At 42.8% G+C, this 23059-nt stretch carries 16 protein-coding genes and 1 pseudogene; 10 read left to right on the forward strand and 7 right to left on the reverse strand.

Annotation, left to right across the window (positions count from 1 at the left end):
• Positions 1-19: 19 nt before the first annotated feature.
• On the forward strand, positions 20-1189 hold the full coding sequence (gene purT, locus GKD17_RS08390) for a formate-dependent phosphoribosylglycinamide formyltransferase (RefSeq protein WP_007838280.1): 1170 nt from the start codon (positions 20-22) through the stop codon (positions 1187-1189).
• 542 nt (positions 1190-1731) lie between these two features.
• Here purT and GKD17_RS23555 read toward each other — a convergent pair.
• The 6 genes from GKD17_RS23555 to GKD17_RS08420 form a co-directional block, all read right to left on the reverse strand.
• Positions 1732-3984, reverse strand: coding sequence for a cytochrome c biogenesis protein (locus GKD17_RS23555; protein WP_007852401.1), 2253 nt, complete (start codon positions 3982-3984; stop codon positions 1732-1734).
• 119 nt (positions 3985-4103) lie between these two features.
• Positions 4104-5723, reverse strand: coding sequence for a di-heme oxidoredictase family protein (locus tag GKD17_RS08400; RefSeq protein WP_007838287.1), 1620 nt, complete (start codon positions 5721-5723; stop codon positions 4104-4106).
• Positions 5724-5743: 20 nt separating this feature from the next.
• The gene (locus GKD17_RS08405; protein ID WP_005843339.1) at positions 5744-5941 is read right to left on the reverse strand and encodes a hypothetical protein; all 198 of its coding nucleotides are present in this window, start codon (positions 5939-5941) and stop codon (positions 5744-5746) included.
• Positions 5942-5959: 18 nt separating this feature from the next.
• Positions 5960-7141 (reverse strand): imelysin family protein, encoded by a 1182-nt coding sequence (locus GKD17_RS08410; RefSeq protein ID WP_007838290.1) that lies wholly within the window; start codon positions 7139-7141, stop codon positions 5960-5962.
• 33 nt (positions 7142-7174) lie between these two features.
• Positions 7175-8509 carry a hypothetical protein gene (locus GKD17_RS08415; RefSeq protein WP_007838291.1) on the reverse strand — a complete coding sequence of 445 codons (1335 nt, stop codon included), beginning with the start codon at positions 8507-8509 and terminating at the stop codon, positions 7175-7177.
• A gap of 638 nt (positions 8510-9147) precedes the next feature.
• Positions 9148-9816 carry a rhomboid family intramembrane serine protease gene (locus tag GKD17_RS08420; protein WP_007838294.1) on the reverse strand — a complete coding sequence of 223 codons (669 nt, stop codon included), beginning with the start codon at positions 9814-9816 and terminating at the stop codon, positions 9148-9150.
• Positions 9817-9996: 180 nt separating this feature from the next.
• On the opposite strand from GKD17_RS08420, the gene GKD17_RS08425 reads away from it, so the two are divergent.
• The 9 genes and pseudogenes from GKD17_RS08425 (at position 9997) to bioD (ending at position 20699) form a co-directional block, all read left to right on the forward strand.
• Positions 9997-11937 (forward strand): glycogen debranching enzyme N-terminal domain-containing protein, encoded by a 1941-nt coding sequence (locus GKD17_RS08425; RefSeq protein WP_007838296.1) that lies wholly within the window; start codon positions 9997-9999, stop codon positions 11935-11937.
• A 14-nt stretch (positions 11938-11951) separates the two neighbouring features.
• A complete protein-coding gene (locus GKD17_RS08430) occupies positions 11952-13217 on the forward strand; it encodes a glycosyltransferase (protein ID WP_007838297.1) in 1266 nt (421 codons plus the stop codon).
• 18 nt (positions 13218-13235) lie between these two features.
• Positions 13236-14648 (forward strand): glycoside hydrolase family 57 protein, encoded by a 1413-nt coding sequence (locus GKD17_RS08435; protein ID WP_007838299.1) that lies wholly within the window; start codon positions 13236-13238, stop codon positions 14646-14648.
• Positions 14649-14798: 150 nt separating this feature from the next.
• Entirely contained in the window at positions 14799-15167 is a 369-nt protein-coding gene (locus GKD17_RS08440) for a hypothetical protein (RefSeq protein ID WP_007838301.1), read from the forward strand.
• Between the two features lie 7 nt (positions 15168-15174).
• A pseudogene (gene bioA, locus GKD17_RS23830) lies at positions 15175-17444 on the forward strand (adenosylmethionine--8-amino-7-oxononanoate transaminase).
• 27 nt (positions 17445-17471) lie between these two features.
• Complete coding sequence (locus tag GKD17_RS08455) at positions 17472-18623, forward strand: 8-amino-7-oxononanoate synthase (protein WP_032936542.1); 1152 nt, start codon at positions 17472-17474, stop codon at positions 18621-18623.
• The gene (locus GKD17_RS08460; RefSeq protein WP_007838311.1) at positions 18620-19273 is read left to right on the forward strand and encodes a DUF452 family protein; all 654 of its coding nucleotides are present in this window, start codon (positions 18620-18622) and stop codon (positions 19271-19273) included. The genes GKD17_RS08455 and GKD17_RS08460 overlap by 4 nt, the downstream gene beginning before the upstream one ends.
• Before the next feature lie 11 nt (positions 19274-19284).
• Complete coding sequence (bioC, locus tag GKD17_RS08465; protein ID WP_007838313.1) at positions 19285-20040, forward strand: malonyl-ACP O-methyltransferase BioC; 756 nt, start codon at positions 19285-19287, stop codon at positions 20038-20040.
• A gap of 14 nt (positions 20041-20054) precedes the next feature.
• Positions 20055-20699, forward strand: coding sequence for a dethiobiotin synthase (gene bioD / locus GKD17_RS08470; RefSeq protein WP_007838314.1), 645 nt, complete (start codon positions 20055-20057; stop codon positions 20697-20699).
• A 116-nt stretch (positions 20700-20815) separates the two neighbouring features.
• Here the strand turns inward: bioD and GKD17_RS08475 are convergent, their stop codons facing one another.
• Positions 20816-23005 carry a glutamine synthetase III family protein gene (locus GKD17_RS08475; protein WP_007838315.1) on the reverse strand — a complete coding sequence of 730 codons (2190 nt, stop codon included), beginning with the start codon at positions 23003-23005 and terminating at the stop codon, positions 20816-20818.
• Positions 23006-23059: the final 54 nt, after the last annotated feature.

The raw sequence follows: 23059 nt of genomic DNA on the forward strand, positions 1-23059 counted from the left end.
TCAAACATATGTAAATACTATGACTAAGAAGATTTTATTGCTGGGTTCCGGCGAATTAGGTAAAGAATTCGTCATTGCGGCAAAACGTAAAGGGCAGTATGTTATTGCTTGCGACTCTTACGCAGGTGCTCCGGCCATGCAGGTGGCTGATGAATTTGAAGTGTTCAGTATGCTTGACGGTGATGCATTGGATGCTGTGGTAGCCAAACACAAGCCGGATATAATTGTGCCTGAAATTGAAGCTATCCGTACCGAACGTCTGTATCATTTGGAACAGGAAGGTATCCAAGTAGTGCCGAGTGCCCGTGCTGTGAATTTCACGATGAACCGTAAGGCTATTCGTGATTTGGCAGCTAAGGAATTAGGATTAAAGACAGCCAAATATTTCTATGCCAAGTCTTTGGAAGAATTGAGGGAGGCCGCAAGAGAGATTGGTTTTCCTTGTGTGGTGAAGCCTTTGATGTCTTCATCCGGCAAAGGCCAGTCTTTGGTCAAGAGCGCAGATGAGTTGGAACAGGCATGGCATTATGGGTGTGAAGGCAGTCGTGGAGATATTAAAGAATTGATCATTGAGGAGTTTATTCAGTTCGATAGTGAGATAACTTTGCTCACCGTCACTCAGAAAAACGGTCCTACTTTGTTCTGTCCGCCTATCGGACATGTACAGAAAGGAGGAGATTATAGAGAAAGTTTCCAACCGGCACATATTGATCCCGAACATTTGAAGGAAGCGCAACGTATGGCTGATAAGGTAACGGCAGCTCTGACTGGTGCGGGAATCTGGGGAGTTGAATTTTTCTTGAGTCATGAAAACGGAGTTTATTTCTCCGAGCTTTCTCCCCGTCCGCATGATACCGGAATGGTGACTTTGGCAGGTACTCAGAATTTAAATGAGTTTGAGTTGCATCTGCGGGCGGTGTTAGGACTTCCTATTCCTGAAATTACACAAGAACGCATAGGGGCCAGTGCAGTGATTCTTTCTCCTATTGCCAGCAAGGAAGCTCCCCGTTATCGTGGTGAGGAAGAAGTTTGTAAGGAGACAAATACTTATCTCCGTATTTTTGGTAAACCTTATACAAAATTGAATCGCCGTATGGGGGTTGTGGTTTGTTATGCTCCTAATGGCAGTGACTTGGACGCTCTGCGTGACAAATGCAAGGCTGTTGCTGCAAAGGTAGAGGTGTATTAATATCTTGTATTGATGGATATAAAATAAAGGTCCGGGCTTTCCCAAGTCCGGACTTTTTGTTGTTCCGAAGGTATGCTTCCCTGGAACAAGGTTTTATAGTCTCTCTTTTGTGACTAACATTACAGAGAAATAATAATAGAGAGAACTCCACATCAATGGTTACGGTATAATAAGATAAATTCTTTTTGGCAAAATTGCAACATTTAATAATCTCAGACAATACCTACAAATAATGATTTTGATAGATACCTTTTCTACTTTCGTTTATTATAGCTATAAATAGGGATGTCTGACTGTCCAGAATACCTATATCATGCGATTGCACAGACAGATGGCAAACCTTATCTTTGCATTGTAAATAAGTCATATAAAAATTACGTAAACCACAAGTTAGTTATTAGTTAGTAGTCTCCCTGCGAAGTGATTCGCGGGGAGTGCTTCTTTTATGGGGTAATTTCCTTTTTTTATAGTGTTTCAGGTTCTTTGTCCAAGTTGGTTTCTATTTGTTTCGGAAAGGATAGCTTTTCATTGATGGATGAGGGCTATCCGTTTGCGTAGCTATGCATTCCTCCTAACAGAAAATTCACTCCGAAGTAAGTAATCAGTACTGTTATAAAAGCAGTTATACAGAAAACATGAAAAAACATGGTGCGATGAAACCATGGCAGTGATCTCGGATGCAGTGCCAAGGCATATACCAGCATGGTGATTAAGGCCCATACTTCTTTAGGATCCCATCCCCAATAGCGTCCCCATGATACGTTTGCCCATACAGCACCAATGAAAATACCGATAGCGAGTAAGAAAATTGCCGGATAAAGAATTATTTGGCTTATTATCTGCAATCGTTCTATTTGTTCTTTGCATTCTTTCTGTGATTGGTGGAGTATGACCGCTGTTACACCATTCAGCATGATAAATGCCAGCAGCGAATAAGCGATCATGATAACTACTACGTGGATACTCAATAATGGAGATTGCAGAACCGGCATCAGTTGTGTGATTTGTGGGTTTGATTCTCCCAGCATGGATACCATCAGCGTAAGTCCGCAAAGCAGGAAACCGAAAGGGAGCAACATTGCGAATTTACGTTGTAGCAGAAAAGTGAGCAATAGCGTACACCATGCCATGAACTGCATGGTTTCGAAGCCGTTGGACAATGGCAGATGATTGCTCACATAACCACGCAGGCAGATAGCAGCCGACAAATAGGTAAAAACAATCCATAGCAAAATATTCAATATTATGATTGCCTTCCGGCTTGTTCTCTTTTGCGATGCCATGCAATGGCAATAATAGATAAAACATATCAGGCCGATGCAAATACATGCCATGGCGACAGATTTGCTATAATCAAATTGATTATATATTTTCTCAGCCTTGAATTTATTATCTGCAGGAAGCAGTCCGTCACACTCTTTCTGCTGGTATTTCTTGATTTTTTCTAATAACAGGCAGGCATCATTGTACTTTTTCATCACAATCATTTCGTTTACATAACTCATAGATTTACGAATGAATACCCATTTGTCATTATCCATATCTTGAGGTAATTGGTCGCTTTGCGAATACCATTCCAATGTCTTTCCGGCTATATTGCGACAAGGGAATATTTTCATCATGGCACCGGTACATACTAAATTGATGATATTGAATTTCTCATCAGCTTCTTCTATGCCTCGTTTGTCAGTCACCTGTTCTCCTGAACGGATATGGTTCATCATTTTTTCCAGCTTGTATTCATTAATGGTACTGATATAGTCTTTCAGCCTGGCGTAATTCCCTTCTATTTCCAGTAATTTACGGGCTTCATTACTCTTGATTCGTATAATTGGTTCATTTTTCCAACTGTCATAATAAAACAGCCATCCGGTAAGTACTTCTTCTGGTGTCAGTCCTTTATATGAGGAACTACCGTAAAGTTTGACTGTAAAATCACGGGCAAAGGTTTGTAAAGGACAGATACGGTTGTTGTATAAAATATATAAATCTCCAAAATGTTCGGCTACTTCGCGCGGAAGCACCTTGGGGGATGGACTGTTTGCTTTGAGAAAATTACTGTTGAGACTGAATGCGAATAAAAGCAAGATGACTGTCAAGCTTCTGTGTAGCAAAGGGCTTTTCAGCAGTTGGCGGAACCGACTTTGCGGGCTGAAGAAAAAGAAAACGGTGGAAAGTAGCAATAAAGTATATCCTGCATAAGTGATTCCTATGCCATAAGGATCATGAGATACACTAAATACGCTTCCTTCATTATCTTCACTGTAGCCTGATTGATAAAAGCGATAGTGCTGGTATGAAAATATATGATTCATGGAAACCTTCCCCTGTATCTGGCGGTGGCAGTCTTTGTCTGCTACTGAAATATGACTGATAAAGTCCATTGGAGCCAAGGTTCCTTTGTAATAAATAATTTCAAATTGGTTTAGTGTGATGCTGAAAGGTAGCTGGTGGGAAATTCCTTTGGAATCGGTGAAAGAGGTCTGTTGTTCTCCTTGGCGGACACGCATAGTGCCTTGTTCTCCATATATCCATGTGGTGAATGCCCCTGCCAATATAAAGAGAAGAGAAAGATGAAGCAAAAAAATAACAGGCTGACGATGCAGTTTGCTTTTTATGATGTATAATAAGGAAGTAATTGCGGTTACTCCCCATAAAATGACAAAAGGTACGGAACTGTAGATATACTCGTTTACAAAGTCCGTACCATATATTTTTTCCAATATAGTAGCTATAGTAAGAATCAGAAGTAATATGCCTAGCAGACTGAAGGCAGTTCGTTTTAATAATTTCATGTAGTTATAATTTTCTGAAAGATAACCAGAAGGTGAATCTTGAATTTGTCTCATCCCCCTGAATGTCCTGTCATATTATTGGTGATAGGATTCAGGAGGGAGACAATCTGTTTCATTGCTTAAATGGCATCAATAAATTTGACGATGGCGTCACGATCTTCTTTACTGAGTTCGCGGAACTTGTCAATGCTCCAGCGTGCGTCACTATTTGAAGCTCCATGCCACATAATGGCTTCAATGACATTACGTGCACGACAGTCATGCAAACGGTCGCTGTGTCCGGCACAGATTAAGGAAAGTCCGCGTCCCCAAAGAGGAGTGGTACGGCACCATCCCGTGCGGATATTGTTCTTCATTTCCAGGCGGTGTTGAACCATATCTGAATATGGCCAGATAGTTTGGTGTGGATAGCGTGGCAGACGGCTGTCACCATCTTTGAAGTATCCGTTCGGATCGGGATAATTATCGTCTCCTGTAGTCCATGACGGACGATGGCAGGTAGCACAGCCTATTTCACGGAATAATTTGTGACCTCTCTGAACTGTTTCGTCATCCAGATTCCGTGCGGCAGGAACTGCCAGTCCTCTGTGCCATATCATGAAGTTTACATAATCTTCGTCTGTCATTTCCACCGGAAGTTCCTTATTCATCAGATAGTTGTATATATCTTGTTCTACATTACCGGTCTGTTTCCATTCAGGGAAATAGTTATAAAAATCTTTTTGTACATCCGGGTCTTTGGAGGCTGTTTTGGCATACGTGTCAGTCATGTAGTGATAACGGCGGTCACTACGGGTAACATTGGTGATGTTCCAGATTGCATTGGCACCGGGACCATCCTGTATGGAAGATCTGGTCAAAGCGTAAGTATAACGTTTGGGATATTGTTTACCTGTAAGTCCCTTATAGAGTGAAGTCCACTCTCCGTTTGCGAAGATGGCTGGATTCAATTTTACACCTGCTTTTTCCTGACGTGCATATTCTGCTTTCAACGAATCATCGGGAATGGCATCTAGTAATCCGGTTCCGTAGATACCAATGGTAGATTCCAGCAAAACTACTACATCAGAGTAGTTGACAGGGGTGACAACTTGATTATAAGTAGCCTCCAAAGGTACGTAGTATGCATCTTGAGGAATAGTCACTTCCGGATAGATCAGACTGTATGTTTCTCCGTCAGGAAATTTATTTCCCCATTCGTCTGTGTAAGGCAGCCAGTCTATTTTTATCTTATCTTCATCTATTGGTGCTTTGAAAGGGGCTACAGCTTTGGTTTGAGGCATTCCCGTTAAAGAACTTAGGTAGTTATCCTTTCCATCGGTCACAACAAGTAGATATCCATTTCCCCAGTCATCAGCACGATAACGGTCTACCCGTTTGCCATGACCGTATCCGGGGTGGCAGTTCATACATGAATTGCGGATATAAAGCGGTCCCAAACCATTGAAAGGTTTGGAATTCTGCGTATAAGAACGTTCAAAGAAATATTCCCCATATTTGAATTTGTCGGTCATACCTGCATTTTCCGTTGCAGGAGTAGGATCTTCATAAGCAGAAGCGGAATTGTTGAAGGTTGTACCCAATTCTCCGCCTGCATAGGTCTCTACATTTACGTTGATATCAGGATTGACTTCCGGAGATTTGTTTTCCGGATTGTCATCGTCATTACAGGCTGTTAGCGAGAGCATTGTAAGGCCGCATAGAGCAGCAAGCCAGTGTATTTTAAATAACTTATTCATATAAGAATGTTTAAAGTTAGTTACTTTTCAAATTTATATACCAAAGAATCTACATAAGGTTGTCCTCCCCCGGTCTTTTTCACTATCATGTCTGTTGTAGAGGGGACATCCGGCAGCACAAAGCCGGTGCTTGGAGCGAATGTAAAATCACCATCTACAGCAAAAGATAGTACAATAGACCTTTTCCGGACACCCTCTTGCAGATCCTTTGTGGTCATTGGGGTAAACAGTTCTTTTTAATTGTTTCTTAAAACTGTTTTAACATCAGACAATATGGCATCAAGATCCTGACAAGCTTTAATTGCTTCACCTGCACTTGGATCTTTAATATTGTTTACAAATGGAGCTGCCATGGCATTGATTTTGGTCAGAGCATTGTTTATGGCATTTACAACTTTTGTATCCAGTTCTTTATCTACTCCGGCAATATAGTTGTGTAGTGAGTTGGTTTCGTCACGTTCATTTTCTATACCGCCCATGTAAGCATTCTGAATACTGATGATGTTGTCATAAAAGTCTAGAATGGACTTGTGACTGTATGGTGATTCTATATAAGCAGGGTCTTCTCCGCTATAAGGTTTTCCTATTTTAGAAGTTCCTACTTCATCTGCGATAGTCTTGCAGCCGTCAATGATAGCTTGCATGGCCAATGTCCAGCTGGCGTATGTACTACCTGCTTTTCCTGCATTCAGCATATTCTCACCATAAGAATATTCACCACTGTTTACAGTGTAAGGCAGTTCTAACTCATTTGCGACTTTAGCGACACGGTCGGCATTGACAGCACTTTCGCCTCTCCATGAAAGTTCCAGCTGCCAGCAACGGTTACGCAAATCACCAGCTACAGCTACGGCGTAAGTCAGATGTAAGTCACTGATTTTAGAAACTGATTTGGGGCTACCATCTTCGAAAAGGATGTATTCAATACCATGAAATCCTAATAAAGAATTACCCAATTTCTCGCCGGCATAAATATCTCCGTCTTCACCACCCATTGCTTCTACCTGTTCCGTATTTTTCAGTGCGGTCTGTAATCCGTCCAAGTCCAAAGGCCATGAGTCAATATGCGGGTCGATACCGAAATCGGTAGCTGCCCCATACAGGAAAGCTTCACTCTTTTCCCACCATGCACGTGCTTCAAGGAAGGTTTCGCAGGTAGCTTTTACATTTGCATCAGTCTTGCTGCTTTTTAATGCTTGTAAATCTTTTACTAGCTGTTCGGTTTCATCAGCCAGGTTCTTGTAAGTAACATATACCGTGTGATCAAGATACTGTTTTGCGATTGCTTCGAATTTTGCATCTGTTTCGGACGTACCGGTATCCGGAGTCGGATCATCGTTATCACTGCATGCGCTGAAACTGCAACTCATCATTGTTGCTACAGCAACAAGTAAGGGGAATTTTAACAAACTTTTCATACCTATTTAATTTTAAAAAATGAATAATCGGGTTTATTTAATGAAAAATCCTGCATAAGCTATGCCCAATGAAAAAGAGGGTTCGTTATTATACTGGCTTTTCAAGAAGCGTTTTGAGTATTCGGCTTTTACTACGATGTCTTTCATAGGATAGTAGTTCAAACCGACGGCCATGCGTTGTTTTTTAGTCCATTCATATTTGCTGAAACCTTTAGCAGCCTTATGATATGAGTCATAGTATTCATATCGTCCAAATACATATAGTTTTTTACCATTGTCTCTCATTTTCTTTACTTGAGAAAAAATATCATATCCTGCCTCGATTCCGGCGGCAATGGCTGTCTTGCCCACGGCTGTGTGAGGATAAGGGGACTGTGTGCTATTGTCTTGGCTTTTGTTGTGAGTGGAGATCAGATCAGCGTCTCCCAAATGGCCATAATCAAAATTGCCGCGTACTACCCAGTTATGATCATTATAATCAAAGTCGAATGCACCTATGACCACTGTTCCTTTCACATCTTTATATTTGGTGGATTTTTCATCTTTAATAATGTCGTTTTGGAAACTGTTACCTATATAGCCGCTTATTCCCATACGCAATCCTTTGACAGAGTAATTGTCGATACGTGCCGCTCCTGCCAGATTGTTGGCTACTTTAAATTCATAGGCTGATGCAGAACCATCATGAATCCATCCGCTATGATTGAACATATTAGCATTCAATGCGGGAATAACCATTGCCTCATAACGCCAGTCACCTATACGCCCCCATACACTAAGACCGGTTTCATGCCATGTGCAAGGCATTATTGTGTTTTCACCTTCAGGACGATATACTGTAAAGAACTGAGTGGGAAGATGGGCGTTGTTTATTTGTCCTATCGGCACGATGATGTGCCCTGCGCGGATATTGAAGCCCGAGCAAAAAGATTTCTGAATCCAGAACTGCTCCAAAGCCACTTCACCCCCACGTTCTATTTCTTTTTCAAATTCTCCGGCTTCTTCGTCTTCTACTTCTATAGCCGATTCTGTTCCTCCGTGTTCAAACTCTATTTCACTACCCATGCTCCATCCTTTTCCGAAATCGTAGCCAATCATGATTACTACATGAGGTAAGTCTACGCGTCCGTGTCCGTCAGAGTCTTTGTAACTGTCTGCTTTAGAATAGCGGTACATATTGTCACTATAAAAGTTACGTGTGTACACTGCTTCTCCGTAACCTCCCAATGTTAGCCGGGATTTTTTTTTAGGTTCTTCCTCCGTAGTTTTCTCTGTGTTATCCTTATCTATACTTATTGCTTTTTCTGCATAACTGTTTGCAAGACAGGCCGACAAGCATAATGAGAACAATAAAACCTTTCTTTTCATTTTTGCTTTAATTTTTATAATTTTAAATCGGTGCAAAGTTATGGGAGGTTAAAAGGGTGGGCAATACCTAAAAATGGGTATTATTTTATGAAAATTGGTAATGAGTAGGTATTAAAGCTTGAATGATGCTGTCCGGAAAGGTTTATTACCCTGTTTTTCAGTTGTAAAATGATGCATTAAAATTTAAGATGGCAAAATAATAGTCTGTTTTAGTCTTTCCACATATGGCCAGATGCATATCTTCTTGCCACATGCTTTTTTACCTTTTTAAAAGAAGGGTGTTAGGGGATTTTTCTCTGTAAAGAGTGCATAGCCTTGTAATCAGATTCATCCTTAAAAGATCTTGTTTGTATCCCTAACCCTTTCCTGCCGTGTGGTTAAGGTTTTTCTTCCTGCTTGTTTTATCTCCGCAAGCCTTTGGAGTTATCTCCATAGGCTTTGGAGTTAACTCCATAGTCTTGGGAGATAACTCCAAAGGCTATGGAGATAGAATATATCTGTATAAAAAGGTTTAATCTGAAGATAGAAAAGACTTATACAATAGGGAGGATATGAACATTCATTTAATTCCGTTAGCGGGTTATTGCTTCTTTCAGCCCTTCCGGCCCTTTGAACTTCATGGTGGCGGAAAGATTGATTTAGTCATTCTTTTTTTCTTGGTCCGGATTCGTAATGACTTCTTCGTTTTCCGGATGACTGCTGTTGTCTTCCTCTTCCTCGTCAATGAAAAGTTCCGGTTGTTGGGGGCCTTTGTGTCTGAACAATATGGCTGCGGCTATTCCGGCCGCCGCGCCCCCCAAGTGTCCCTCCCAAGAAGTGGTGGAGGAGGCGAACTGCGGGAACATGTTCCATACCAGACTGCCATATAGAAAAGTGACAAGCAACGACAGGGCTACTAAAGGGACGTGTTTGCGGAGAATGCCACTGAAGAACAGAAAAAAGGCGAGTGAATAAATTATACTGCTGGCACCTATATGCCATCCCGGCTTGCCTATTATAAATGTAAGTATTCCACTGACTATCCAGATGAAAAAAAGTATACCAATGCCCAAATCACGATAAAAGTAGAGCAGACACCATAATAAAAAAAGAAGAGGAAAAGTGTTCGCAAATAAATGTCCCCAATCAGCGTGTATCAATGGAGAAGTGAAAATCCCCATTATTCCTTTGGTTTCTCTGGGATATATGCCCCAGGTGATAAAATCCCAATTCATGACACTTTCCATTGTACGCAGGGTGTACAGAATGAAAAGAAGTAATAACGGAAGAGCAAAAGCCAATAGAATTTTTTGAATTTCAAGTTTCATTTTGTCATAATTATGCTGATTTCTGTGCAATACTACGGATATTTGAGCGAAAAATGAAAAATATTTTGCTATTTAATTTTGCTTTATCCATTTAATTACTAATTTTGAGCGTTGCATACAAAAATAATATGTGACATAAATTGATATGGAAATTTGATTTATAACCTTAAAATAACAACTATGAGTTACTTACGATTTGACAAGACTCTTATGACGAACCTCGGGGAATCATTACCGAAAGAAATTCTCCGCACAAACCGTTCAGGGGCTTACCATTGTACAACCATTGTTGATTGCAATACGAGAAAATATCATGGATTGCTTGTCATTCCGGTGCCTGAACTGGATGATGAAAACCATGTATTGCTATCGTCGTTGGATGAAACAGTGATACAACACGGCGCTGAATTTAATCTGGGACTTCATAAGTATCAGGGCGACAATTACAGCCCAAGGGGACACAAGTATATCCGGGAATTCGAGTGTGAGAAAGTTCCTACCACTATATATCGGGTAGGTGGTGTGATTCTGAAGAAGGAAAAGCTTTTCGTTCATCATGAAAATAGAATTTTAATCCGTTATACTTTGTTGGAGGCACATTCGGCCACTACGTTGCGTTTGCGTCCGTTTCTGGCTTTCCGCAGTGTCCGTCAGTATACTCATGAGAACGCACAAGCCAGTCGTGACTATCAGGAGGTGGATAATGGAATTAAGACATGCATGTATCCGGGCTATCCCGAATTATATATGCAATTGAACAAGAAGAACGAATTCCACTATCAGCCGGATTGGTATCGGGGAATTGAGTATCCCAAAGAGCAGGAGAGAGGATATGATTTTAATGAAGATTTGTACGTCCCGGGTTATTTTGAAGTGGACATAAAGAAAGGTGAAAGCATCGTCTTTTCAGGAGGTGTGTCCGAGGCCAGTACCCGTACATTAAAGAGAACCTTTGAAGAAGAGGTGGAAGAACGTACTCCACGTGATAATTTCCAGCACTGTCTGATAAATGCTGCTCATCAGTTCTTGAATAAACAAGGAAATGAGTTTTATATTCTGGCAGGATATCCGTGGTTTAAATGCCGTGCGCGCGATATGTTTATTTCCCTGCCGGGACTGACATTGGCGATTGATGAAGTGGCTAAGTTTGAAATGGTGATGGAAACGGCCCGCAAGGCAATTCATGACTTTATTAATGATGAGCCTGATGATGTTAAAGTGTACGAAATGGAGCATCCTGATGTTTTGCTTTGGGCGGTGTGGTGTATCCAGCAATATGCCAAGATGGTGTCGCGCGACCAATGCCGTGAGAAATATGGTACATTGTTGCAAGACATTATGGAGTACCTTCGCCGGGAGAATCATCCGAATCTTTTCTTGCATTCCAATGGTCTGCTATATGCCAACGGCACAGAAAAGGCTATCACATGGATGAATTCTACCGCAAACGGACGCCCTGTGATTCCTCGTACAGGCTATATCGTAGAAATTAATGCTTTGTGGTATAATGCTTTACGCTTTACAAGTGAACTATTGAGCGAAGGTGGAAACAATAATTTGGCTGATGCGTTAAATGTATTGGCAGAAAAGACGGGGAAGGCTTTCGTGGATACTTTCTTGAATGAGTATGGTTATTTACTGGATTATGTGGATGGCAATATGATGGACTGGAGCGTGCGTCCGAACATGATATTTACTGTAGCATTCGACTATTCTCCGCTTGATGCCCGTCAGAAGAAAGGGGTGTTGGACATTGTGACCAAAGAACTGCTTACCCCGAAAGGGCTCCGTTCGCTCAGCCCGAAGAGTGGTGGTTACAACCCAAATTATGTAGGTCCTCAGATGCAGCGTGATTATGCTTATCATCAAGGTACCGCATGGCCCTGGCTGGCAGGCTTCTATTTTGAAGCTTACCTTCGTATTTATAAGATGAGTGGTATAGGATTTGTGGAGCGTCAGCTGATAGGCTACGAAGACGAAATGACTTCTCATTGTATTGGCTCTATACCTGAACTGTTTGATGGTAACCCGCCTTTCAAAGGTCGTGGAGCTGTATCATTCGCTATGAATGTGGCAGAGATATTGCGAGTATTATATTTATTGAGTAAATACAATTATTGAAAGGAGGGACCTGTATGAAAGTATTAATGTTTGGATGGGAATTTCCTCCCAAAATATATGGTGGTCTTGCTGTAGCATCTTACGGTATAACAAAAGGTTTGAGCCTGCAAGGTGATATGGAAACAACCTTCTGTTTGCCCAAACCTTGCGGCGACGAAGAAAAGTTTCTGAACATTATAGGCATGAACCAAGTGCCCATTGTGTGGCGTGATGTGAATTACGATTACTTAAAGTCACGTCTTTCGACTTCGACTCCGGAACAGTATTATGCTTTCCGTGATCATATCTATTCTGATTTCTCGTACATGCACGTCAATGACCTGGGGTGTATGGAGTTTGCCGGCGGCTATCCGGGAAACCTTCATGATGAGATCAATAATTTTTCTATTATTGCAGGGGTGGTTGCGCGCCAGCAAGAATTTGATATTATCCATGCGCACGACTGGCTGACTTATCCGGCTGGTGTGCATGCCAAGCTGGTAAGTGGCAAACCTTTGTGTATCCATGTGCATGCTACTGATTTTGACCGTTCGCGCGGTAAGGTGAATCCTACGGTATATGCTATGGAAAAGAATGGCATGGATCATGCCGACTGTATTATGTGTGTGTCCGAGCTGACCCGTCAGACAGTTATTCACCAATATCATCAAGACCCGCGCAAATGTTTTGCCATGCACAATGCCGTTTATCCGCTTTCGCAAGATTTGCTGGACATTCCTCGTCCTGATCATTCGAAAGAAAAAGTGGTGACTTTCCTGGGGCGTATCACGATGCAGAAAGGACCCGAGTATTTTGTGGAAGCCGCCGCATTGGTCTTGAAGCGTACCCGTAATATCCGTTTTGTAATGGCAGGATCGGGAGACATGCTGGATGCCATGATCAATCTGGCTGCGGAACGAGGTATTGCAGACCGTTTTCACTTCCCGGGGTTCCAGCGTGGGCGTCAGGTTTATGAAGCATATAAAAACAGTGATGTATTCGTAATGCCTTCTGTGTCAGAACCTTTTGGTATTGCTCCTTTGGAGGCTATGCAGTGCGGAACTCCTTCTATCATCTCAAAACAATCGGGTTGCGGTGAAATTTTGGATAAAGTAATCAAGACCGATTATTGGGATATCAACGCAATGGCCGATGCCATCTATTCAATTTGTACGAATCCTTCTCTTTTCCAATATCTGCAGGAAGAAGGAAAGAAAGAAGTGGATGGCATTACATGGGAGAAAGTCGGCTTGAGAATCCGTGCCCTCTATGAGCAGGTGTTAAAAAACTATGGTAAATAATAAAACAATAACTAGGATATGAAAACAATATGTCTTTATTTTGAAATACATCAAATTATCCATCTGAAACGCTATCGCTGTTTTGATATAGGCCGTGACCATTATTATTATGATGATTATGAAAATGAGCGCGGCATCAGTGATATAGCCGAACGCTCGTATATTCCTGCGCTGAGTGCGTTGATTGAAATGGCAAAGAATCACGGTGATACTTTCAAGGTGGCTTTGTCTATCTCGGGTGTGGCGCTGGAACAGTTGGAAGTGCATGCGCCTGGTGTAATCGAGTTGTTGCATCAGTTGAATGAGACCGGATGTTGCGAATTCTTGTGCGAACCTTATTCTCACGGTCTTTCCTCATTGGCTAATGAAGATTGTTTCCGCGAAGAAGTGGAACGTATGCGTACCAAGATTAAACAAATATTTGGCAAGGAGCCGAAAGTATTCCGTAACTCCAGCTTGATTTATTCGAATGATATTGGCGCTACGATAGCTGATATGGGCTTTAAAGGTATGTTGACTGAAGGTGCAAAACATATTTTGGGTTGGAAGAGTCCGCACTATCTGTATCATTGCGCCATGAATCCGAACTTGAAGTTATTGCTTCGCGATTTCAAATTGTCTGATGACATCAGTCTGCGTTTCTCTAATTCCGAATGGAATGAATATCCGTTGTTTGCCGACAAATATATAGATTGGATTGCAGCTTTGCCGGAGGAGGAACAGGTTATCAATATTTTCATGGAACTTTCTGCTTTGGGTATCGCCCAGCCATTGTCTTCCAATATTCTGGAATTTATGAAAGCACTGCCTGTCTGCGCAAAAGAAAGAGGGGTTACTTTCTCTACTCCGACCGATATCATTACCAAACTGAAATCTGTGGATCAGGTGGATGTTCCTTATCCTATGTCATGGGTAGACGAGGAACGCGATATCAGTCCGTGGTTAGGCAATGTGATGCAGCGTGAGGCTTTCAATAAACTTTATAGTGTGGCAGAACGTGTTCATTTGTGCGATGATCGCCGTATTAAGCAGGATTGGGATTATTTGCAGGCAAGTAATAATTTCCGCTTCATGACCACTAAGAATACCGGTATTTGGTTGAATCGTGGAATTTATGATTCTCCGTATGATGCTTTCACCAACTACATGAATATTTTGGGTGATTTTATAAGTCGTGTCAATTCGTTGTATCCGGTGGATATGGATAACGAAGAATTAAATTCGTTGCTTACTACCATTAAGAACCAGGGCGAGGAATTGGTGGCTTTGAACAAGGAAGTGGAGAGATTGCAGGCTAAACTGGAGAAAGCTGAAGGCAAGAAGGCTTCTGCCGTAAAGAAAGAACCTGCTGCCAAGAAACCGGCGGCGGCAAAGAAAGCGGCGGCAAAGAAGCCGGTTGCCAAGAAAGCTGCTTCGAAGAAAGAAGAATAACAGAAATAGTATAAAGGACTTAAGAATTCACCGTTGTGCTTTCGGAAAACTGGTTTTAAGGTTGGAAGAGGCGGAACGGTGTTTTTCTATATAAAAGTTTGCTGCATTGAATATTTTATTTACCTTTGCCAATCTCAGATACGAAAAAATATGAAACAATTGTGCCAGAATAAACATACGATACGTTTCCGCTATTGGAACCGGAAGAAGTACGCTATATTTTATAGTTTGGGCAAATGTGTAACTATTGGTAACCTGAAAAAGGAGATTGCCGATGTATCGTTGGGTAAACAGGCAAATGTTTGCACGGCATTCTCTGTTTGCTCTTCCGCACGGAAAGAGGATGCTGGAGAGGAATATGAAGAAGGAATGCCCCCTGTTGAATCTATGTTGCAAATGCTTCGGATCCAACTGCCTCAACCACAGGTGGCTGATGTGATTTGTCTTTTTTATTTGAATAAATATTGTTTGCCGGAAAGATGTGCCATGCATCTTTTCGGCTTTTTTGTCTTAATATGAACTGTATATGATGCTGAATGAAATAAGAAACAAAGTGCTGGGCGGTGAGAAGATTACCGTAGAAGAAGCCTGTTGGCTGTCCTGCAAGGCAGAGAAACAGGATTTGTATGATGCAGCTCATGAGATAACACAGGTCTGGGCTTCCCGGAAATTCGATATGTGTTCCATCATCAATGCTAAATCCGGTAAATGTCCTGAGAATTGTAAATGGTGCGCACAGTCTGCACATTATGAAACAAAAGTGGATGTTTATGATTTGGTTGGGAAGGAAGAATGTCTGCGCCATGCTTTGTATAACGAAGCGCAGGGAGTATCCCGTTTTTCTTTGGTGACCAGCGGCAGGAAACCGGGTAGCCGGAACTTGAACCGGCTATGTGAGACAACAGAATACATGCGTGCGCATTCGCATATTCAGTTATGCGCTTCTTTAGGATTGCTGGATGAGGCGGAATTGAGACGGCTGTTTAAGGCAGGCATCACCCGTTATCATTGTAATCTGGAAACGGCTCCCTCTTATTTTTCATCTCTATGTTCTACTCATACACAAGAACAGAAATTAGAAACGTTGCAGGCAGCACGCAGGGTGGGGATGGATGTATGCAGCGGAGGAATCATCGGCATGGGCGAAACAATGGAACAGCGTATTGAGTTTGCTTTTACACTGAGGGAATTGGAAGTACAGTCTATTCCTATAAACCTGTTGCAGCCTATACCCGGCACTCCATTGGAAAAAATGGATCGTCTTGCAGAGGTGGAGATTCTGACAACCATCGCTTTATTCCGTTTTATCAATCCCACAGCATTTCTTCGTTTTGCCGGAGGGCGTTCACTGATGAGTGTGGAAGCTGTAAAGAAAGCATTGTATATCGGTATTAATTCTGCCATTGTGGGAGATTTGCTGACTACATTAGGTTCAAAAGTATCAGAAGATAAAATATTGATAGAAGAGGCCGGGTATTCGCTTTGATACATTATAAAGTTATTATAACAATAAGGAAGTAATATATGGAAAATTTTGACAGGGAGCATTTATGGCATCCTTATACATCGACTACTCATCCGCTGCCCACTTATAAAGTAAGACGGGCGGATGGAGTATATATAGAATTGGAGGACGGAAGATGTTTGATAGAAGGGATGTCTTCGTGGTGGTGCATGGTACATGGATACAATCATCCGGTATTGAACCAAGCGCTCAAGGAACAGATAGACCGTATGAGCCATGTCATGTTCGGCGGACTGACACACGATCCGGCCATCGAATTAGGCAGGTTGTTGTTGAAGATTGTTCCTCCCCGTATGCAGAAAATATTTTATGCTGACTCCGGTTCGGTTGCGGTGGAAGTGGCATTGAAAATGGCCGTGCAATATTGGTATGCGCAAGGGAAGGAAAAGAAAAATAATTTTGTAACTATTCAGTCCGGATATCATGGAGATACGTGGAATGCCATGTCTGTTTGTGATCCGGTGACCGGTATGCATCATATTTTTGGCCCTACATTGCCTGTGCGTTATTTTGTTCCTGCTCCCCGGTCGCGCTTTGACGGAATCTGGTATGAAGAGGATATAGAGCCCTTGAGGGAAATATTGGAACAGCATCATGAAGAGATGGCCGCATTGATTCTGGAACCTATTGTACAAGGGGCGGGCGGAATGCGTTTTTATCATCCTGAGTTTTTACGCCAGGCAGAGAAACTTTGCAGGCAATATCGGCTGTTGTTAATCTTTGATGAGATAGCGACAGGTTTCGGAAGGACGGGGAAACTGTTTGCTTGGGAGCATGCGGGTGTCCAGCCCGATATCATGTGCATAGGCAAGGCACTGACCGGTGGATACATGACTTTCTCTGCTGTCCTTGCCAGTGATGATGTGGCTGATACAATTTCCGGCGGTTATCCGGGAGTCTTTATGCACGGCCCTACTTTTATGGGAAATCCGTTGGCTTGTGCCGTAGCGAAAGCATCCGTGGAATTATTGCTTTCCTATAGTTGGGAGGAAAAGGTAAAGGCCATTGAATCACAGTTGAAGAGGGAGCTGGCCCCTGCTGCTTTCTTGCCACAAGTGGCTGATGTGCGTGTATTGGGAGCTATCGGGGTTATTGAAGTGAAGAAACCGGTAGATATGGCTTTCATGCAACGTCGTTTTGTTGAAGAAGGGGTATGGGTACGTCCTTTTGGAAAACTGGTGTATATCATGCCGCCTTTTATAATTCAGCCTGGAGAATTGAGCAAATTGACGCATTCACTGGTGAAGATAGTAAGAGAATTAAAAGAATAAGTGATAGTACTGAGAGAAATAGAAAAAATGAATTCATTAACAGATTGGGAAAGGGAATTAGCCCTGCTTGGAAATAAAAGTAATCTTCGTAAGTTGCCTGTTATCCGTCATTTGGGAAGAGAGGTGGAGGTGAATGGAAAAGTGATGCTTAACCTTTCATCCAACGATTATCTGGGATTGGCTGCTTATCTGCCATTACGTACGGAATTCTTGCAAAGTCTTATTCCCGACACCTTTCTTCCTTCCTCTTCATCCTCTCGGCTGCTGACAGGAAATTTTGATATCTATGTTCAGATAGAGGATTTGCTTGCCCGACTGTATCGGAAGGAAAGCGCGTTGGTTTTTAATAGTGGTTATCACATGAATGCCGGTATTCTTCCTGCAGTGAGCGATACTCGTACATTGATCCTTGCCGATAAACTGGTACATGCCAGTATTATTGACGGCATTCGTTTATCGGCGGCCAAGTGTATCCGATACCGGCATAACCGGTACGAACAATTGGAACAGTTGCTGGTTTCCAATCATGCCGGGTATGATAGAATAATTATTGTAACCGAAAGTATTTTCAGTATGGACGGTGATGAGGCCGATCTCCGTCGTTTGGTCACTTTGAAGCAACAATATGATAATGTATTGCTGTATGTGGATGAAGCGCATGCTGTAGGGGTGCGGGGGATGCATGGCCTGGGGTGTGCGGAAGAACAGGATTGTGTGGCTGACATCGATTTCTTATGTGGAACTTTTGGTAAAGCGTTAGCCTCGGTAGGAGGCTATATTGTTTGTTCGAAGACCATCCGTGATTATTTGGTCAATAAAATGCGTACATTCATATTTACAACGGCTCTTCCTCCTGTCAACTTGCTATGGACATTCTTTATCCTGGAGCATTTGAACAGTTTCAGCTTCCGGAGGGAAAGGTTGAAGAAGATATCCTCTCTTTTGAAAGACGCGTTGGTAAAGAAAGGCTACGCTTGTCCTTCTACCAGCCATATTCTGCCAATGACGATAGGCGATAGCGGTGATACGGTGTTAAAGGCCGATTTCTTGCAGCGTAAAGGTTTTTATGCGTTGCCGGTGCGTCCTCCTACTGTGCCCGAAGGAACATCGCGTATCCGTTTTTCGTTGACAGCGGATATTACTGAAGAAGAAATAAAAAGTCTGATAGAATTGATATGAAACATTATTTTATACAACAAAATTATTTTCCCCGATTGACACTTTTTTTTGCCGGTTGGGGAATGGATGAATGTCCTTTCATGGATTATTGCTCCGGAAATAGCGATCTGTTGGTTTGTTATGATTATCGTTCGCTGGATTTTGATTTCACGCTGTTGCAGGGTTATCAGGAGATTCGTCTGATAGCCTGGTCTATGGGAGTATGGGCCGCGTCTATGGTATTGCAGGATATGGACTTGCCCATTTGTGAGAGTGTTGCTTTAAATGGCACGGTAACTCCTGTCGATGATTTGAAAGGTATTTCGCAGCAAGTTTTTGAAGGAACACTGGAAGGCTTGAATGAGGTTACGCTGGAAAAGTTTATCCGCAGAATGTGTTTGAAAAAGGAGAATCTGGAAACATTCTTGTTGAAACGTCCGCAACGTGCGGTAGAGGAACTGCAAGAAGAGCTTCGGAGGATTGGAGAACAGGTAAAATCTTGCGCTGTTCCCAGTTTTGCATGGGAACGGGCTGTTATAGGCAAGAATGATTTGATTTTTACGGCGGTCAACCAAAGAAATGCATGGACCGGGACGGAAGTGGCAGAGTATGATATTCCTCATTATTCAGAAGAAATAATGAGAGATTTGCTATGCCCGTCTGTCATTTAAAATGAAAACGTATGATTAATAAGCAATTGATAACCCGTCGCTTTTCCCGCGCTGTAGAGAGTTATAACCGTGAGGCGGTGGTTCAAAAGCAGATTGCATACCGCATGAGTGATATGCTAAATCATTATTTGCCCCGTCCGTGCGGCCGGATATTGGAAATTGGTAGCGGGACGGGCTTTCTTACCCGCAGGCTGATGGAAACCCTCCATCCTGAAAAACTGGTGTTGAATGATATTTGTCAGGAGATGAGTACTTGTTTCACCGATTTGTTGGGAAGCGGGCGGGCTATCTTTCTGGCAGGGGATGCCGAGTCCCTTCCTTTTCCAAAAGGACAGGATTTGATTGTATCATGCTCGGCATTACAGTGGTTTGTTTCTCCCGAGCTGTTTTTTGAACGTTGTAATACTTTGTTGAAGCAGAAAGGATATTTTGCTTTTACTACGTTCGGCAGGGATAATCTGAAAGAAGTTGCATCGGTTACCGGCAGCGGTCTTCACTATCGTTCTTTAGAGGAGTTAGAAGAAGCACTGCGCATACACTATGAGATTGTGAAGGCTCATGAGGAACGTATCTGTCTGACTTTTGGCACTCCGCTCGAAGTGCTTTATCACTTGAAACATACCGGGGTGGCTGCTGTCAGGCAACAAGCGTGGACTAAAAGGAATTTGCAGGATTTCTGTGACAAGTATGCCCGTTTGTTCAGTGATGGTCGTTCGGTGACTTTGACTTATCATCCTATTTATATTATTGCAAAGAAAAGACAATAGAAATAAAAAGAATCATGAAACAGAATGTATTTTTCGTAAGTGGTATTGATACAAATATTGGTAAAAGTTATGCCACGGCCTATCTGGCACATCTTTGGAACAAACAAGGATGTCGTACTATTACTCAAAAATTCATACAGACAGGAAATCCGGAAGGTTATTCGGAGGATATTGAGTTGCATCGTCGTCTGATGGGGACGGAGTATTTGCCTGAGGATGAGCAGGGACTTACCAAACCTGAAATATTTTCTTATCCGGCTTCTCCCCATTTGGCTTCACGAATAGATAACCGCACCATTGATTTTGATAAAATAAAGCATGCCACGGAGGTGCTGAGTGAGCGCTATGATGCTGTTTTAGTGGAAGGAGCCGGGGGGCTGATGGTGCCGTTGACAGAGGAGAACCTGACTATAGACTATATTCAGGAATCGGGTTACCCCTTAGTTTTTGTTACTTCGGGACGATTGGGAAGTATCAACCATACATTATTGAGTTTTGAGGCTATAGAACGGAGAGGGATAAAGCTTCATACAGTGATGTACAATCTGTTTCCCGAAGGAGAAGATAAAATCATTCAGGCAGATACAGAGGCTTATATTTGTCGTTATATAGAGAAGCATTTCCCGGATACAGCATTTGTGAAGGTGCCTTGCTTGTAATTCATCTTTCTTGTTTATGATGTGTCTACCTAATAAAAAGACAGGCCTTGTTTCGCAACAAAGCCTGTCATGCAAACTTAAAACAACCAACAAAAGAAATAGATAATTTCGGGCAATTATCTAATAAAAAGCAATTCTCTGTATTTAGGTAATGTCCACATCTGATTGTCAACAATCAGTTCCAGCTTGTCAATGTGATAACGTATCTCTTCCAGCATGGGGGCGATAGTGTCATGATAGGCGATTGCTTTCTCCCGTTCACTTTCTATCTTGTTAGCCACCTTACGTGCTTCCACCATGGCTTCCACATGCTCGGTGATGAAGATGGTGCGTTCTGCAATCTCTTCAATAAGTTTCATATTCTCGGCAGATAGTCGGGACGCTTTTTCTGCAGGGAATAATTCTTTCATTTTATATACATTGTCAATCAGTTTGCTCTGGTATTCGGTAGCCACGGGAATAATGTGATTCATAGCTAGGTCACCGAGAACACGAGCCTCGATCTGGATTTTTTTTGTGTACATTTCCCACTTCACTTCGTTGCGGGCTTCCAGCTCTTTGCGCGTCATGACGCCTGTTGCTTCGAACATGGCGATGCTTTCGGGTTTCAGGTAATTGTCGAATATCAGCGGACAACTGGTTTCGCAGTCCAGACCGCGTTTGGCAGCCTCAGCTTTCCATTCGTCTGAGTAACCGTTGCCATCGAACCGGATAGGTTTGCATTCCTTGATGTATTGGCGGATGATTTCCACGATGGCGGAGATTTTTGGCTCTCCCTTTTCAATCAATGCATCCACATCCTTTTTGAATCTTGTCAACTGGTGCGCCACCGCCGTGTTCAGTGCAATCATGGCACTGGCACAGTTGGCTTCCGAACCTACGGCACGGAATTCAAAGCGATTGCCTGTAAAGGCGAAAGGAGAGGTGCGGTTGCGGTCAGTGTTATCAATCAGCAATTCGGGAATCTGAGGGATATCCAGCTTCATTCCCTGTTTGCCAGCCAGCGAAATAAGGTCATCATTTGCACTTTCTTCCATGTGATCCAGCACTTGTGTCAGCTGTTTGCCCAAAAAAGAAGAGATGATGGCGGGAGGTGCCTCGTTGGCTCCCAGACGATGTGCATTGGTGGCACTCATGATGGAAGCCTTCAGCAATCCGTTATGGTGGTAAACTGCCATCAGGGTATTGACGACAAAAGTAATGAAACGCAGGTTGTCTTCGGCTGTCTTTCCGGGAGCCATCAGCAGGATACCGGTATCTGTACCTAATGACCAGTTGTTGTGCTTGCCTGATCCGTTAACTCCCTTGAATGGCTTTTCGTGTAGCAGCAGACGGAAACCATGATTACGGGCTACTTTGCGCATTAGTGACATGATGAGCATATTGTGATCTACGGCCAGATTACATTCTTCGAAAATGGGAGCCAGTTCGAATTGGTTGGGAGCCACTTCGTTGTGGCGGGTCTTTACGGGGATGCCCAGTTCCAATGCTTGGATTTCCAGGTCTTTCATGAAAGCTGCCACACGGGTAGGGATGGCCCCGAAGTAATGGTCTTCCAACTGTTGGTTTTTGCTGGCTTCGTGTCCCATCAGGGTACGTCCGGTCAGTAATAGGTCGGGGCGTGCGGCGTACAGGCCTTCGTCTACTAGAAAGTATTCTTGTTCCCATCCTAAATAGGCCATTACTTTCTTTACTTCGGGATTAAAATAATGGCAGACATCAACTGCTGCTTTATTTACAGCACTTAACGCTTTCAACAGAGGGGCCTTGTAGTCGAGGGACTCGCCGGTGTAGGCGATAAATACGGTGGGGATGCACAGGGTGTCGTCTACTACGAATACGGGGGAGGAGGGGTCCCATGCACTGTAGCCACGTGCCTCGAAGGTATTGCGGATACCGCCATTAGGGAAACTGGAAGCATCGGGTTCCTGCTGTACAAGTAGTTTGCCGGAGAATTCTTCCATCATTCCGCCCTTGCCGTCGTGTTCTACAAACGCGTCATGTTTTTCGGCGGTTCCTTCGGTCAGCGGCTGGAACCAGTGGGTATAGTGGGTTACTCCCAGTTCGGTTGCCCAGCGTTTCATGCCTGCGGCTACTTCGTCGGCGATGCTGCGGTCCAAAGGAGCGCCATTGTCCATAGCATCTGTCAGTTTGGCATAGACATTGCTAGGCAGGTATTTGAACATTTTTTCACGGTTGAATACATACTTGGCAAAGTATTCACCGGGCCTTTGGGCAGGTGTTTCTACTGTTGCTGCTTTCTTCTTGAAAGCTGTTTCAACTACTCGGAATCTTAATTTTGACATAATACCTAAATTTGTTTAGTTGTTAATTTATTTAGAGTGAATGATTTTCTCTTT

The sequence above is a fragment of the Phocaeicola dorei genome, from assembly GCF_013009555.1.
Lineage (GTDB): Bacteria > Bacteroidota > Bacteroidia > Bacteroidales > Bacteroidaceae > Phocaeicola > Phocaeicola dorei.